16 protein-coding genes and 1 pseudogene are annotated in these 13754 nt (G+C 65.8%); 13 read left to right on the forward strand and 4 right to left on the reverse strand.

The window, feature by feature from the left end; genetic code table 11:
• The first annotated feature begins 120 nt into the window (after positions 1-120).
• The 3 genes from ACVJ5M_RS29195 to ACVJ5M_RS29205 all read left to right on the forward strand — a co-directional run bounded on the left by ACVJ5M_RS29195 (position 121) and on the right by ACVJ5M_RS29205 (position 1550).
• Positions 121-492 carry a nuclear transport factor 2 family protein gene (locus ACVJ5M_RS29195; RefSeq protein WP_063983784.1) on the forward strand — a complete coding sequence of 124 codons (372 nt, stop codon included), beginning with the start codon at positions 121-123 and terminating at the stop codon, positions 490-492.
• Positions 493-742: 250 nt separating this feature from the next.
• The gene (locus tag ACVJ5M_RS29200; RefSeq protein WP_063983785.1) at positions 743-1075 is read left to right on the forward strand and encodes a DHCW motif cupin fold protein; all 333 of its coding nucleotides are present in this window, start codon (positions 743-745) and stop codon (positions 1073-1075) included.
• A gap of 265 nt (positions 1076-1340) precedes the next feature.
• On the forward strand, positions 1341-1550 hold the full coding sequence (locus tag ACVJ5M_RS29205) for a cold-shock protein (protein ID WP_008141931.1): 210 nt from the start codon (positions 1341-1343) through the stop codon (positions 1548-1550).
• Between the two features lie 225 nt (positions 1551-1775).
• On the opposite strand, the gene ACVJ5M_RS29210 is transcribed toward ACVJ5M_RS29205, so the two are convergent.
• Both ACVJ5M_RS29210 and ACVJ5M_RS29215 read right to left on the reverse strand, forming a co-directional pair.
• A complete protein-coding gene (locus tag ACVJ5M_RS29210) occupies positions 1776-3074 on the reverse strand; it encodes an RsmB/NOP family class I SAM-dependent RNA methyltransferase (protein WP_063983786.1) in 1299 nt (432 codons plus the stop codon).
• Positions 3075-3185: 111 nt separating this feature from the next.
• Positions 3186-3560 carry an MAPEG family protein gene (locus ACVJ5M_RS29215; RefSeq protein WP_063986431.1) on the reverse strand — a complete coding sequence of 125 codons (375 nt, stop codon included), beginning with the start codon at positions 3558-3560 and terminating at the stop codon, positions 3186-3188.
• 167 nt (positions 3561-3727) lie between these two features.
• On the opposite strand from ACVJ5M_RS29215, the gene ACVJ5M_RS29220 reads away from it, so the two are divergent.
• The 10 genes and pseudogenes from ACVJ5M_RS29220 (at position 3728) to ACVJ5M_RS29265 (ending at position 12168) form a co-directional block, all read left to right on the forward strand.
• Positions 3728-4342 carry a hypothetical protein gene (locus ACVJ5M_RS29220; protein WP_063983787.1) on the forward strand — a complete coding sequence of 205 codons (615 nt, stop codon included), beginning with the start codon at positions 3728-3730 and terminating at the stop codon, positions 4340-4342.
• Positions 4343-4412: 70 nt separating this feature from the next.
• The gene (locus tag ACVJ5M_RS29225; protein ID WP_063986432.1) at positions 4413-5255 is read left to right on the forward strand and encodes a metallophosphoesterase family protein; all 843 of its coding nucleotides are present in this window, start codon (positions 4413-4415) and stop codon (positions 5253-5255) included.
• Positions 5256-5396: 141 nt separating this feature from the next.
• Positions 5397-6690, forward strand: a pseudogene (locus tag ACVJ5M_RS29230) (alanine racemase).
• Between the two features lie 13 nt (positions 6691-6703).
• The gene (locus tag ACVJ5M_RS29235) at positions 6704-7363 is read left to right on the forward strand and encodes an amino acid ABC transporter permease (protein WP_063983789.1); all 660 of its coding nucleotides are present in this window, start codon (positions 6704-6706) and stop codon (positions 7361-7363) included.
• An 11-nt stretch (positions 7364-7374) separates the two neighbouring features.
• Positions 7375-8025, forward strand: coding sequence for an amino acid ABC transporter permease (locus ACVJ5M_RS29240; protein WP_063983790.1), 651 nt, complete (start codon positions 7375-7377; stop codon positions 8023-8025).
• A complete protein-coding gene (locus ACVJ5M_RS29245; RefSeq protein ID WP_063983791.1) occupies positions 8012-8740 on the forward strand; it encodes an amino acid ABC transporter ATP-binding protein in 729 nt (242 codons plus the stop codon). Before ACVJ5M_RS29240 ends, ACVJ5M_RS29245 begins: the two co-directional genes overlap by 14 nt.
• A gap of 31 nt (positions 8741-8771) precedes the next feature.
• Entirely contained in the window at positions 8772-9569 is a 798-nt protein-coding gene (locus ACVJ5M_RS29250) for a transporter substrate-binding domain-containing protein (protein WP_063983792.1), read from the forward strand.
• A gap of 57 nt (positions 9570-9626) precedes the next feature.
• The gene (locus ACVJ5M_RS29255) at positions 9627-9971 is read left to right on the forward strand and encodes a RidA family protein (protein WP_018645782.1); all 345 of its coding nucleotides are present in this window, start codon (positions 9627-9629) and stop codon (positions 9969-9971) included.
• 62 nt (positions 9972-10033) lie between these two features.
• On the forward strand, positions 10034-11062 hold the full coding sequence (locus tag ACVJ5M_RS29260) for a succinylglutamate desuccinylase/aspartoacylase family protein (RefSeq protein ID WP_063986433.1): 1029 nt from the start codon (positions 10034-10036) through the stop codon (positions 11060-11062).
• Positions 11063-11103: 41 nt separating this feature from the next.
• The gene (locus ACVJ5M_RS29265; RefSeq protein ID WP_063983793.1) at positions 11104-12168 is read left to right on the forward strand and encodes a LacI family DNA-binding transcriptional regulator; all 1065 of its coding nucleotides are present in this window, start codon (positions 11104-11106) and stop codon (positions 12166-12168) included.
• Positions 12169-12177: 9 nt separating this feature from the next.
• On the opposite strand, the gene ACVJ5M_RS29270 is transcribed toward ACVJ5M_RS29265, so the two are convergent.
• Both ACVJ5M_RS29270 and ACVJ5M_RS29275 read right to left on the reverse strand, forming a co-directional pair.
• Positions 12178-12474, reverse strand: coding sequence for a hypothetical protein (locus ACVJ5M_RS29270; RefSeq protein ID WP_063983794.1), 297 nt, complete (start codon positions 12472-12474; stop codon positions 12178-12180).
• A 227-nt stretch (positions 12475-12701) separates the two neighbouring features.
• On the reverse strand, positions 12702-13724 hold the full coding sequence (locus tag ACVJ5M_RS29275) for an NADP-dependent oxidoreductase (RefSeq protein ID WP_063983795.1): 1023 nt from the start codon (positions 13722-13724) through the stop codon (positions 12702-12704).
• Between the last annotated feature and the right edge of the window lie 30 nt (positions 13725-13754).

Genomic DNA, 13754 nt, shown 5'->3' on the forward strand with positions numbered 1-13754 from the left:
CCGCAACCGCGCGATGCGCGCGCCCACATTCTTCTTTGGGCATGGACAAATGGATATAGGTCAGTATTATTGACCTAATATGCCCTCACGCCAAACAGGGGGCAATCAGGGGAGAACGCCATGCCACAGCACCATCAGCCATCGACGCTCGCCGCGCTCGGCCGGACCTGGGTCGAGGCCTGGAACGCGCGGGATCTCGAGCGCGTGCTGACGCTCTACGCCGAGGACACCGTGATGACCTCGGACCGCATCCCCGCGATGGGGTTCGATGCCAGCGGCACCGTGCGCGGCAAGGACGCGTTGCGGGCGTATTGGGGCAAGGCGCTCGCCCTGCTGCCGGAGCTGCATTTTACACTGATCGACCTGTTCGTCAGCCCTGACAGCGTCGTGGTGTTTTACGAGAACGAGCGGGGGAAGAAGATCTGCGAGTATCTGCGGGTGAATGCAGCGGGGCTGATTTTGCAGGGGTCGGCGAACCATTTGGCGCAGTGACGCTTGCGCGCATTGCTGTCGGCCACGCGCTTATCGTGTGCAGACGGTGCCGCCCCACCCACCGCTGTCATTCCCCGCGCCAGCGGGGAATCCAGTACGCCGCGGCTTTTCCGCATCACGGCGCGGCCTCTGGAATACTGGATCGCCCGATCAAGTCGGGCGATGACACCGAGTATCGCTCACGATGACGGAGACTGCCGGACGGGCGTGCGCTAACACTGCGCCCGCCGGCTCTGACATAGGATTCCCCATGAAACTCCCCGCCTCCCCCTTCACCGTCACAGACTGGAGCAAGGTCGAGGCCACCACGCATCCCGGCGAGACCGGGCAGGCCAAGTGGCGGACGCTCAACATCGGCGATCTCCGGGTGCGGATGGTCGAGTATTCGCCGGGCTATCTCGCCGACCATTGGTGCGACCGCGGCCACGTGCTCTACGTGCTCGAGGGCGAGCTCGACAGCGAGCTGCGCGACGGGCGGAAATTCAAGCTCACCGCGGGGATGAGCTACCAGGTCTCGGACTTCGGCGACGCCGCGCACCGGTCCTCGACGGCCACGGGGGCGACGCTTTTCATCGTGGATTGAGGGCTGTCGGGCGGCTCATTTGCACCGCAAAATAGCAAAGCCGCGCCACATGCCGGCCCACGGGTGGTGCCTTGAAGTAGCCCCAAATTCTCGCTATATTGTGATCATCGATACTTGGCCGAACGACTGGGCCGCTTCGCTTCGTTGCAGACGGGCGCGCACGCTTCAGATGACTTCCCCAAACATCGACTGAACAGGATCATGGGCGCAATTTCGCGTACCGGTCCACGTGCGTATCCTCTCTAACTAACTAAAGGAAATTCCCATGGCTATGGGCACCGTGAAGTGGTTCAACACCCAAAAGGGTTATGGTTTCATCCAGCCGGATGACGGCCAGAAGGACGTGTTCGTTCACATCAGCGCCGTCGAGCGCGCTGGCCTCTCCTCCCTCAACGAGGGTCAGAAGGTCTCGTTCGACATCGTCGCCGACCGCCGCAGCGGCAAGTCGTCGGCTGACAATCTCCGCGTCGGCTAACGCCCACGCACCGTTCTGACCACGGACGTACCGGCAGAACGTCGAGTTAGAAAGCCCCGCGAGCTTCGGTTCGCGGGGTTTTTGTTTTGGGGAACTGCGGCGCGGCACACGCGGTGCCGTAGGGTGGGCAGAGGCGCGCTCTTCGCGCGCCGTGCCCACCATCTTTCACACTGCGAATGGTGGGCACGCTTCGCTTTGCCCACCCTACGAGGGTCACTACGAGAGCTACGTCTTCTTCAGCACCGAGACGAAGAACCCGTCCGTCCCCGTTCGCCGTGGCGTCATCAGCCAGCCTTCATCCGACTGCAGCGCGGCCTTTGCGAAATCCTCCGCCTTGTCCCAGAGCACGCTTGCAGTCTGCTCCGGCGGCACGACGGCGAACTCGGGATGGCGGGCGGTGAACGCCCTCACCTGCTCGCCGTTCTCTTCCGCCAGCACCGAACAGGTGATGTAGGCGATACGGCCGCCGGCCTTGACCAGCGGCACGGCGCGCTCCAGCACCTCGGCCTGATCGCGCAGGCGGATCTCCAGCGCGCCGGGGCGCATGCGCCATTTGGCGTCGGGGTTGCGGCGCCAGGTGCCGGTTCCCGTGCAGGGCGCGTCGATCACGACGAGGTCGGCGGTGCCGCTGATGTCGGCCAGCGGATCGGCCTCGCCCTTGGGCGTGCGGACATCGGCATTGTGGACGCCGGCGCGCGACAGGCGTTCGTGGATCGGGGCAAGCTGGCGCTTGTCGTTGTCGGTGGCGATCAGCCGTCCCTTGCCCTGCATCATGGCTGCGAGCGCCAGCGTCTTGCCGCCGGCGCCGGCGCAGAGATCGATCACCTGCTCGCCGGGTTTTGCCGCGGTGAAGCTCGCCGCAAGCTGCGATCCCTCATCCTGCACTTCAACGGCGCCCTTGATGAAATCCTCCTCCGCCTGGAGGCCGGGATTGCGCGCATCGGCCGAAAGCTCGATGCGCAGGCCGTTTGCGGACCATGGCGTCGGTTCCGCATGAAGATGAGCAAGCCCGCGCAGCACCTTGTCGCGATTGGATTTTAGCGTGTTGACGCGCAAATCCAGCGGCGCCCGGCTCGCCATCGCGGCCGCCTCCGCGGCGCGGTCCTCGCCGAACACTTTTGCAAAGTACGGGTCGAGCCAATCAGGATAATCCCCGACGATCGCAGCCGGCGCGTCCTTGAGGGAACGCGAGGTCAGCGCGGCCTGCTCGGCCTCGGTCAGCGGCGCCGGTGCAAACCGGCTGCCGTCGAACAGCGCGCCCATGGTGGCCGCGTCCATGTTGCGCTCGAGGCGGAGCATGCCGATCAGCCGGGCGCGTGCGGTGTCGGCGTCCATCAGGAAAGCGCTCGAGGCATATCGGCGCAGCACGTCCCAGACGAGGCCCGCGATGGCGGCGCGGTCGCCGGAGCCGGCGAAGCGGTGCGCGGTGCCCCACTCCTTGAGCGCCTTGGCCGCCGGCACGCGGTCCTTCTCGATGGTGTCAATCAGTTCGATGGCTGCGGACAGCCGGGCAGCGGGAGTCATTTGAATCTTTCAGGTCAGGATTGGCTATTTTTGTTTTGCGCATGATCTTGTCGGAAAACCGGTATCCACTTTGCGCTAACGCGGCCCTCCGGGTCCGGATCATGCGCGCGCCTAGATCAACAACAGCATCTTCAGCGCGAAGTAGATCCACATCGCGAGCAGTACAAGCACACCCGCGAGCCAGATCGTGGAGCGCCGGCCGGGATCGTTGGAGGAGACGAACACGCCGGCATGGGCGAAGCGCGTCACCACGAACACCCAGGACATCAGCACGATGAAGAGATCGGCATGGCGCAAGGGCAGCGCCAGGGCGATCAGCGCGTAGAACAGCACCGGCAATTCGAACTGCTCGCCCAGCGCAATGTCGCGGCTCTTGGTCTCGCCGGAGACCAGCGAGCGCCGGCGCGCCAGTACCATTCCGATCAGGAGTGCGAAGGTGAGACCGACCTGCACGAAGACAGGCAGCAAAACCATTTGGATGGACATCGGAACTTTCCCGTCAGGCGGAACACCGCGGACCGTCATTAGCCGCGACTGCTGGCGCTGACAATCAACGAGTTGAACCGGTGTTCCCGGTCCCGCGACCAAAGGCCGATAGTTAAAGCGATTTCGGCCCCTGGGACCGCAAGGCGAGCTAGCGCCAAGAGACTGACATGAACACCCTCTCCAGCCTTTTGACCGAATCCGCGGACGGCCGGCTCGGCGTCCTGATGTCGGCACTAGCGGGAATCGCGGCCGCGCTCGCGGTCGCGCTGGCGATGACGGTGTACTTCCGCCTGAGCTACCGGAGCTGGCGCGACGTCGTCAGGCATGGCCTCGCCACTCTGGCCGCGCTCGCCCTGTTCGCCTTTGCCGCCTACGACATGCGCCACGCCGCGCTGGCCTATCTCGGCCTCAATCCCTCCAAGCCGGCGGTCGAGTTCGAGATCCGGATGCCGAGGGAAACACTCACGGCTGTGTCCGACAGCCAGATCGAGCTGCACACCGACCGCAACCAGACGCTGGCGCTGGTCGACGGCGTGCGCGAGCTCGGTGATGGCCGCTCCGTGCTGCGCGGCGCCGTGGCGCTCAACCACCGCACCGCCGACCGCGTGCTGGTCGTGAACCTGCCCGGCAAGGGCACCTTTGAATTCCGCCTCCGCCTGCCCGCCGAGCCGCACCGGTCCGAGCAGTTCGGACCCTGGCACCTCGCCGACCGCATCGCCTCGCCGGCCACCGGCAGCGTCGCTCCGCAGGACGCCTACACGATCCGCTATCGCGTGCTTTAAACTTTGTTTCATGGCGATGCATGCGCGCGCCGTCATCGTTCCGACGTGCGACAACGCGTATGCTGATGCCATGTCCGAATTTCGCCTCACGCAGATTTCCGACACCCATCTCGGCCGGCGCTTCCCCGGCCTGATCGCAAATTTCGATCGCGTCAGCGAGCATATCGACGCTGATAGACCCGACCTCGTCGTCAACACCGGCGACGTCTCCTTCGACGGGCCGACAAGTCGCGACGATGTCGAATTCGCCAAGAGCCGGCACGACGCCCTGCCCGTCGCCTGCCGCTACATTCCCGGCAATCACGACATCGGCGACAATCCGACCGCGATCGGGCCTGCGCCAAAGCCGCCGGTTGAGGAAAAGCACCGCCAACAATTCCGCGACATCATCGGCGAGGACCATTGGTCGTTCGAAGCGGCCGGCTGGCACTTCATCGGTCTGAACTCGCTGGTGATGAATTCCGGGCTCGCCTTCGAGGCCGAGCAGTTCGACTGGTTGTCCCGGGAAATGGCGCGCATCAACGGCAGGCCGATCGCGCTGTTCGTGCACAAGCCGATGTTTCTCAACCTGCCCGATGACCCCGAGACGCCGGAGACCTCGATCCGCTACGTGCCGCAGCCGGCACGGGCGCGCCTGATCGAGATGTTCTCGACCGTGGACCTGCGCCTCATCGCCAGCGGCCATGTGCACCAGCGGCGCGACTTCACCTACCGCCACACCCGCCATGTCTGGGCGCCGTCGGCCGGCTTCAGGATCAACGACGCGCGCCAGGACCGCATCGCGATCAAGGAAGTCGGGCTCGTCGAATACCGCTTCCGGCCGAACAGTTTTGAAGTTCGTCACGTCAGGGCCGCGGGCCAGGTCGATGTCGATATCGAGGAGCTGCTCGCCCAGATGGGCGGCGAGCACTAGCCCAATTCACGGGCACAACACCTTACCAAATTACCTCCCCGCATCGAATTCGCGCCAAGATTGGCTAGAATCCGCTAATGACAACGTTGTCATTCCGACCTATCGTTCCCGAGCGGTCGAGGGGCCGCTGAGGGAGCGACGATGCAGTTCTTGTCCCGGTGGGAGAGCCAACGTTTTTCAACGACCACGCGGGGCATCCCCCTGGTCGATGGCCTGCCGATCGAGGAGATCGCCCGCCAGAATTGGCAGCCCTCCCGCGGCGATCTCGCTCTGCCCGCCCTCACCCTCGATGAAGCCGCCTTCGCGGCCAACCGCGACCTCTTCCTGCGCTGGTGCAGGAGCGCCGGCGTTGCCGTTGCGCCCCACGCCAAGACGCCGATGTCGCCAGAGCTCGCCCAGTCGCTGCGTGAGGCCGGCGCCTGGGGCACGACGGTTGCCAACATCCAGCAGGCCGCCGTGCTGCTCGCGAGCGGCGAGCGGCGCCTGCTTCTGGCCAATGAGATCGGCGGGCTCGCGGCCGGCCGGCGGCTCGGCGCGTTGCTCGGCGCCTATCCCGACGTCGAATTTCACGCCTTCGCGGATTCACCGGCGGCGGTCGCAGCACTGGCTGAAGCGGCCCGGATTGCGGGCCGCAGCGAATTGTCCGTGCTGGTCGAGCTCGGTGCGGGCCGCGCGGGCGCGCGAGATCGCGCCACGGTCGAAGCGACGATTGCCGCGGTGCTCGCGGCCGACGGCCTCCTGCTCGGCGGCGTCGCCACTTACGAAGGCGCGGTCGCAACGCCCGATGCCGACGAGACGATGCGCGCGATCGCGGCGCTGATGGAGCGCACCATCGCGGCCTTCGCGCTGGTACGTCATGCTGCCCCGGGCCGGCCGCTGATCATCAGCTCCGGCGGCTCGGCCTATTTCGACGTCGTCGCCCGCGCGCTCACACCGAGCGCGCAGGCCGACGGCAACGCCAGCGTCCTCTTGCGCTCAGACGCCCTGTTCTTTGCCGATCACGGCATTTACGCGCGCTTTCGCCGAGCTCGACCGTCGCGGCGGTCTCCTCATCGACGGCGCGCCGCACTCGGCGGCCGAGGGTTTCCGGCCTGCGTTGACACTTTGGGCCGAGGTGTTGTCGCGGCCGGAGGCAAGCCTCGCGATAGCGGGCTTCGGTATGCGCGATGCCTCCTTCGATCAGGGATTGCCGGTGCCGCTACGCGTCTTCCGCGACGGCGTCGAACAACAAGGGCTTGCCGAGACCTTGTCGGTCACCCGTCTCAATGACCAGCATGCGTTCCTGTCCGTCGCGCCCGATGGCACGCTTGCGGTCGGCGACGTCATCGCCTTCGGCATCTCGCATCCCTGCACCTGCCTCGACCGCTGGCGCGTGATCCTCGGCCTCGACGCCGACGGGGTCGTGACGCGCGCCCTCCCCACCCAGTTCGGCTAAGGCGGCGCGCCCGATGAATTTCCTGCCGCTGTGGCGCTATCAGAACCAGCTCATCGACGGGGCCATCGTCACGCTCGAACTGACGGTGATCGCGGCGCTGGCCGGGCTTTTGATCGGCGTTGCCGGCGCGGTCGCGCTGAACGGCCGCATCACGCCGTTGCGCTGGCTGGTGCGCGGCTACATCGAGCTGTTCCGCAACACGCCGTCGCTGATCCAGATCTTCATCGTCTTCTTCGTGCTGCCGAACTTCGGCTTGAAGCTGCCGGCGTTCGAAGCCGCCGCCGTCGCGCTGTCGCTCTATTTCGGGGCCTACTCGGTCGAGATCATCCGTGCCGGCCTCGACTCCGTGCCGAAGAACCAGATCGAGGCCGGCCAGTGCCTTGGCCTGTCGGGCTGGCAGGTGTTCCGTCACATCCTGCTGCCGCCGGCGCTGCGCAACGCCTATCCGGCCGTGACCAGCCAGTTCGTCCTGCTGCTGCTCGGCACCTCGCTCGCTTCGCAGGTCGCCGCCGACGAGCTGTTTCATGTCGCGGGCTTCATCGAGAGCCGCACCTATCGCAGCTTCGAGGTCTATGCGGTGATCTGCGTGGTCTATTTCGCCATGGCGATGTCGTTCAAGGCGCTGTTCGCCATCATCGGTCTGGCGGCCTTCCGCTGGCCGCGGCGGCGCTGAGGGACAAGGCGATGCGATCCTTCACCCTCATCGATTTCGTCTCGCTGTTCGCGGCGCTGCGCTGGACCGTTGCGCTCGTCGTGCTCGCGCTCGCCTTCGGTGCGCCGCTGGCGCTGGCGTTCGCCACGGGCCGCATCAGCCGCTTCGCCGGCCTGCGCTGGACGATGGCGGCGTGCATCCAGATCGTCCAAAGCGTGCCGCTGCTCGGGCTGCTGTTCTTCTTCTATTTCGGCATGCCGATGTTCCTGGGCATCCAGGTGCCGGCCCTCGTTGCCGTCACCGTCGCCTACACGCTCTACACCGCCGCCTTCCTCGGCGAGATCTGGCGCGGCGGGCTGGAAGCCGTGAAGCAGGCGCAATGGGAGGCAGGCGCCTGTCTCGGCCTCTCCGCCTGGCAGCAATTCCGCCACATCATCGCGCCGCAGGCGCTGCGGCTGTCGCTGCCACCGACCGTCGGCTTCCTGGTGCAGCTGATCAAGGGCACCTCGCTCGCCTCGATCCTCGGCTTCGTCGAGCTTGCCCGCGCCGGGCAAGTGGTGAGCGCGGCGACGTTCCAGCCGCTACTCACCTACGCGCTGGTCGCCGCGATCTATTTCGCGCTGTGCCTGCCGCTCACGCTCTGGTCCCGCTCTCTGGAGGCCCGCCTCGATGGCTCTCGTTGAAATCCGCGACGTGCACAAGACATTCGGCAAGGTCGAGGTGCTCAAGGGCGTCTCGCTCGACGTCGAGGAAGGCGAGATCGTCACGATCATCGGCCGCTCCGGCTCGGGCAAGTCGACCCTGCTCCGCTGCATCAATGCACTGGAGAGCGTCGATTCCGGCGAGATCCGCGTCGAGGGCGAGAAGGTCCACGCCAGGATGCCTGACCTGAAGGCATTCCGTCAGCGCGTCGGCATCGTGTTCCAGGCTTTCAACTTGTTTCCGCACCTGAAGGTCGAGCGCAACATCACGCTGGCTCCGCTCCTCACCGGCCGCACCGACAAGGCCCGGGCGCGGGCGCTTGCCGACGACGTGCTGACCAGGGTCGGTCTCGCCGACAAGATCGACGCCTGGCCGGAGCAGCTCTCCGGCGGCCAGCAGCAACGCGTCGCCATCGCGCGCTGCCTCGCGATGGCCCCTCACCTCATGCTGTTCGACGAGGTCACCTCCGCGCTCGACCCCGAACTCGTCGGCGAAGTCCTGAAGGTGATGGAGGCGATGGCGAAGCAGGGCATGACCATGATCTTGGTCACCCACGAGATGGGCTTTGCCCGCAACGTCGCCAACCGCATCGTCTTCATGCATCAGGGCCGCGTCTGGGAACAGGGACCGCCGGCAAAGCTGTTCGCCAATCCTGAAACCCCCGAGCTCGCCAGCTTCATCGCGTCCGCCAAATAACCATCCACCAATCCCCGATCAGGAGAGAGCCATGAGACCACTAAAATCCCTCTTTGCGATCGCAGCCACCGCGCTCGCCGTGCTCGCTGCCCCCACTCTCGCGCAAGCCGACAAGCTCCAGGACGTGCTCGGCGCGGGCAAGCTGCGCGTCGGCCTGCTGACCGATGCCGCGCCGTGGGGCTTCAAGGACGACAAGGGCGAGATCGCAGGTCTCGATGCCGACCTCGCCCGGCTGATCGCCGCCGACATGGGCGTCAAGCTCGAGCTCGTGCCGGTGACGGGCGCAGCGCGCATCCCGAGCCTGCTCTCCGACAAGATCGACATCCTGATCGCAGGCCTCGGCGCGACGCCCGAGCGCGCCCAGCAGGTGATGTTCTCGCAGCCCTATGCGGTGGTGAATCTCGGCGTCTATGGCGCCAAGGCAATTCCGGCCGCGACCGGCAAGAAGCCTGACAATCTCGACGGCCGCAGCGTTGCGGTCGCCAAGGGCTCGACGCTCGACGTCTGGCTCACCGACAACGCGCCGAAGGTGAAGCTGGTGCGTTTCGAGGATACGCCGGCCGCGCTCGCCGCGTTTCTCGCGGGACAGGCCGATACCTTCGCCGAGAACAGCGCCATCGCGCTGAAGGTGCAGGACCAGAACCCGACCAAGGAGGTCGAGCTGAAGTTCCTGATCCGCCAGTCGCCGGCTCATGTCGGCGTGCGCCAGGGCGAGCAGAACCTGCTCAACTGGATCAATACTGACATCTTCTTCAACAAGCTCAACGGCAAGCTCGGCGCGTTGCAACTAAAGTGGTTCAAGGAAGAGCAGACGCTGCCGACGCTGTAAGCTTGCGCACGGCTCCTGCATCATGCGGGGGCCAAGCTTCACGAGGAGAATTTCGAGATGATCAAACGTTACGTCGTCGGCTCGCGCATGAGCCAGGCCGTCGCCGCAGGCGGCATGGTGCACATCGCCGGCCAGGTCGCTGACGACCGCAAGGCCGGCATCGTGTCGCAGACCCAACAGGTGCTCGCCAAGATCGACGCGTTGCTGAAGGAGGCCGGCTCCGACCGGTCGAAGCTGATCGCCGTCAACGTCTTCCTGCCGCATATCACCGACTTCGACACCATGAACTCGGTCTACGATGCCTGGATCGATCCGGCCAACCCGCCGGCGCGCGCCTGCGTCGAAGCCCGCCTCGCCGATCCCGACCTGCGCGTCGAGATGACCGCGGTCGCCTTGCTGTAAAGGCACCGCCACCCTTTCAACCTTTGGCCGGCGCCGGCGACGGCGCGGCCGCGAGGCAAGCCATGCATACCGGACTTTTCCATGAGATCGATTTCGAGAAAGACCAGAAATGGTCGGGCCATCTCGGCATTCCCTTCTCGATCGATCGCTCCCCCTACTACCAGCTCAAGATCCCGATCTTCCGAATCAAGAACGGTGCCGGACCAAAACTGCTCTTGATGGCCGGCAATCACGGCGACGAATATGAGGGCGAGATCGCGCTGACACGGCTGTATCGCCGGCTCGATGCAAAGGACGTCAAAGGCGAGATCACCATCCTGCCCTTCGCCAATTGGCCAGCCGTGATGGCTGCGCGCCGCCGCTCGCCGCTCGACGAAGGCAACCTCAACCGCGCCTTCCCCGGCGATGCCGCGGGCACGCCGACGTTCCGGCTTGCGCACTTCCTCGAGCACGAGCTGTTTCCGCGGCACGAAGTCGTCTTCGACATCCATTCCGGCGGCACCTCGATGGCGCATGTGCCTTGCGCGCTGATCGAGCGGCAGGGCACGCCCGAGATGTTCGGCCACGCGCTGCGCCTGATGGAGGGGTTGGGGATGCCCTTCGCCTTCGTCGCGGAAAACGGCGCGACCGCTCCGACCTCGATGGCCGCGGCTGCACGCGCCGGCGCGATCGGGCTCTCCGGTGAATTCGGCGGCGGCGGCACCGTCACGCCGCAGACCATGGCGCTCACCGCGCGCGCGATCGACCGGCTGCTGCTCGCACTCGGCCTCGTCCAGGCGCCGGTGCTGGGCCCTCACGCGCCGGTCGAGCGCGCCACCGAATTGCTGGCGCTGCAAAGCCATGCGCAGGCGGTGTTCGCGACCCGCCGCGGCTGGTTCGAGCCCGCCGTCATGGTCGGCACGCGGGTTGCGGCCGGCGACATCGCCGGCTGGTACCATAATTTCGAGCGCCCGGAGCTGCCCGAAGAGGTGCTGCGCTTCCCCGCCGACGGCATCGTGATCTCGCAGCGCCTGCACACCGACAGCCAGAGCGGCGACTGCCTGGTCCAGGTCGGCCGCGCGCTGTCACGAGACGAGCTGCCGGCGCGCTGAGTTTTGGAGACGATACCGACTGCGATTACACTCGGGATTCGATGACCGATCCGGCAAAGCCGACCTATGACGACGTGGTGCGCATTCCAGCGCCGCCCGGCCGCGCCAGCGCGAGCGGGCGGCCGCCGCGCATCGAGGAGGTCGCGGAGCGTGCGGGCGTTGCGCCGATCACGGTGTCGCGGGTGCTGCGTCACCCCGAGAAGGTCAATCGCGAGACTCGCGAGCGTATCCTCGAAGTGATCGAGGCGACCGGTTACGCCTCCAACCCGCATGCGCGCGCGCTGCGCTCGGGGCGCTCGAATGTGGTGATGGCCTTCGTCTCCAACATTCTCAGCCAGCAGTTCGGCCTCGCGGTGCGCAGCTTCGCCGCCACGCTGGAGCCGGAAGGCTTCGAGGTGCTGGTCGGCCAGACCTCCTACTCCTATGCCAAGGAAGTCGCGATGATCCAGTCGCTGCGCGGCATCCGCCCCGCAGCAGTGATGTTCACCGGCGTGATCGAGCTCGAGGAGAATCGTGCCGCGCTGCTCGAACTGGGCATTCCCGTGATCGAGACCTGGGCGTTTCCGCGCGACCCCATCGACATGCTGGTCGGCCTGCCCAATGCCGATGCCGGCGCGATGGCGGCGCGCAGGCTGGCTGAAGCCGGACATCGCCGCGTCGCCTTCATCGGCCGCGGCAGCGGCCGTGGCGCACTGCGCTGCGACGGATTTCGGAACGCAGCGGCACAGCTGGGCCTCGAGATCGTCCACGAGATCGGTGTCGGTGAGATCACGGGACTGGCCGACGGCCGCGCCGCCTTCACCGCCCTGCTCGAACGCGGCGGCGACGTCGATGCGGTGTTCTGCGCCAACGATCTGCTTGCGACCGGCGCGCTGATCGAGGCCCGCGCCCGCGGCCTCTCGGTACCGCACAATCTGGCGCTGCTCGGCTTCGGCGACAACGATGTCGCCGATCAGATCACGCCCGGTCTCACCACCATCTCGTTCGATGCGGCGGCCGTGGGGCGGATCGCGGGCGAACTGCTACTGGCGCGGCTATCAGGCACGCCGCACGCCGAGCAGCGGCTCGCCGTCGAGCTGTTCCTGGTCGAGCGCGGTAGCGTCTGAGGTTGCGGATCAGGCGATGGTCTTGAGATCCTGCTGGATCGCAGCCAGCAGCGATTGCAGCGCATCACTGTTCACCGGCCTCGCCTCCGCCTTCGCAGGCTGGATCTTGTCAGGCTGCGCAGCTTTGCCCGGACGCTTCGGGAATGGCGGTGGTGGCGCCGGCATCGCGGCTGGCGTGAAATCGCCCTCCTCGTCGACATGGACAAACTTGCCATGGATGACGTCGTCGCGACGGCCCATGACGAACAGGGTCGCCCAATAGCCGGCAGCCAGAAGGATTACGCTGAAAATACCAATCTCTAACATCGCAGCACCTAAAATATGCGCGATGATTCAATGCCTTCGCTCAGCCGTCAATGAACCGACGGTCACACCTGCGGCTTTTGCGGGCAGGTGTGGCCGATCGGTCACTCTTTGTTAACCATCGATGTCCGGGGTGTGACGCCTTTGCAACTAGGCCTTGCAGCTAGAGCCCTGTTCCGGGGCTCTAGCGTCTAGTCTGGCGCGTTTTCCTCACGCGACCCCAAAACGCCTTACGCCTTATCTTGCCCGACCCGCACCAGCTGCTTGCCGAAATTGGCGCCCTTCAGGAGCCCCATGAAGGCACCGGGTGCGCTGTCCAGGCCCTCGGTGACGAACTCCTTGTACTTGACCTTGCCGTCACGGACCCAGGTGGACATGTCGCGCAGGAAGTCGCCATGGCGGTTGGCGAAGTCGGAGACGATGAAGCCGCGGAAGGTGAGCCGCTTGGTCAGCGTCGCGCGCATCATGCTGGCCGCCCATTTCGGCGGCTTGGCCTCGGTGTCGTTGTAGTGGGCGATGAGGCCGCAGACCGGCACGCGCGCGAACGGATTGAGCAGCGGGAACACCGCCTCGAAGACGGCGCCGCCGACATTCTCGAAATAGACGTCGATGCCTTTCGGGCAGGCAAACTTCAGCTTCGCGGCGAAATCGATTTCACGATGATCGAGACACTCGTCAAAGCCGAGCTCCTTCACCACGTAGTCGCACTTGTCCTTGCCGCCGGCGATGCCGACCGCGCGCGCGCCCTTGATCTTCGCGATCTGGCCGACGGCCGAGCCGACCGCACCGGAGGCACCGGCGACGACGACGGTCTCGCCTTCCCGCGGCTTGCCGATATCGAGCAGGCCCGTATAGGCGGTCATGCCGGGCATGCCGAGCACGCCGATGGAGGTCGAGATCGGACCGAGCTTCGGATCGACCTTGATCAAGCCCTTGCCGTTCGAGATCGCGTGCGACTGCCAGCCAGTACGGGCTCGCACGATGTCGCCCTTGGCGAAATCAGGACTGTTGGAGGCCGCGACCTCGCTGACCGCCTCGCCCTCCATCACGCCGCCGACCGGCACAGGTGCTGCGTAGGACGGACCGTCACTCATGCGCCCGCGCATATAGGGATCGAGCGAGAGCCAGATCGTGCGCAGCAGGACTTCACCCGCGCCGGGCGCCGGAATCGCGAATTCCTCCAGACGAAAATCGGATGGCTTGGGTTCACCGACGGGACGCGCGGCGAGAACGATGCGTTTGGCTTGGGACATGGCTTCCTCCTGACTACTTGTTGCAGTCAT

The sequence above is a fragment of the Bradyrhizobium sp. S3.7.6 genome, assembly GCF_054061875.1.

What these genes read in the sequence shown, in the direction of transcription:
- ACVJ5M_RS29195 (WP_063983784.1), top strand. Translation starts at nt 121, where the DNA reads ATGCCACAGCACCATCAGCCATCGACGCTCGCCGCGCTCGGCCGGACC.
- ACVJ5M_RS29200 (WP_063983785.1), top strand. Translation starts at nt 743, where the DNA reads ATGAAACTCCCCGCCTCCCCCTTCACCGTCACAGACTGGAGCAAGGTC.
- ACVJ5M_RS29205 (WP_008141931.1), top strand. Translation starts at nt 1,341, where the DNA reads ATGGCTATGGGCACCGTGAAGTGGTTCAACACCCAAAAGGGTTATGGT.
- ACVJ5M_RS29210 (WP_063983786.1), bottom strand. Translation starts at nt 3,074, where the DNA reads ATGACTCCCGCTGCCCGGCTGTCCGCAGCCATCGAACTGATTGACACC.
- ACVJ5M_RS29215 (WP_063986431.1), bottom strand. Translation starts at nt 3,560, where the DNA reads ATGTCCATCCAAATGGTTTTGCTGCCTGTCTTCGTGCAGGTCGGTCTC.
- ACVJ5M_RS29220 (WP_063983787.1), top strand. Translation starts at nt 3,728, where the DNA reads ATGAACACCCTCTCCAGCCTTTTGACCGAATCCGCGGACGGCCGGCTC.
- ACVJ5M_RS29225 (WP_063986432.1), top strand. Translation starts at nt 4,413, where the DNA reads ATGTCCGAATTTCGCCTCACGCAGATTTCCGACACCCATCTCGGCCGG.
- ACVJ5M_RS29235 (WP_063983789.1), top strand. Translation starts at nt 6,704, where the DNA reads ATGAATTTCCTGCCGCTGTGGCGCTATCAGAACCAGCTCATCGACGGG.
- ACVJ5M_RS29240 (WP_063983790.1), top strand. Translation starts at nt 7,375, where the DNA reads ATGCGATCCTTCACCCTCATCGATTTCGTCTCGCTGTTCGCGGCGCTG.
- ACVJ5M_RS29245 (WP_063983791.1), top strand. Translation starts at nt 8,012, where the DNA reads ATGGCTCTCGTTGAAATCCGCGACGTGCACAAGACATTCGGCAAGGTC.
- ACVJ5M_RS29250 (WP_063983792.1), top strand. Translation starts at nt 8,772, where the DNA reads ATGAGACCACTAAAATCCCTCTTTGCGATCGCAGCCACCGCGCTCGCC.
- ACVJ5M_RS29255 (WP_018645782.1), top strand. Translation starts at nt 9,627, where the DNA reads ATGATCAAACGTTACGTCGTCGGCTCGCGCATGAGCCAGGCCGTCGCC.
- ACVJ5M_RS29260 (WP_063986433.1), top strand. Translation starts at nt 10,034, where the DNA reads ATGCATACCGGACTTTTCCATGAGATCGATTTCGAGAAAGACCAGAAA.
- ACVJ5M_RS29265 (WP_063983793.1), top strand. Translation starts at nt 11,104, where the DNA reads ATGACCGATCCGGCAAAGCCGACCTATGACGACGTGGTGCGCATTCCA.
- ACVJ5M_RS29270 (WP_063983794.1), bottom strand. Translation starts at nt 12,474, where the DNA reads ATGTTAGAGATTGGTATTTTCAGCGTAATCCTTCTGGCTGCCGGCTAT.
- ACVJ5M_RS29275 (WP_063983795.1), bottom strand. Translation starts at nt 13,724, where the DNA reads ATGTCCCAAGCCAAACGCATCGTTCTCGCCGCGCGTCCCGTCGGTGAA.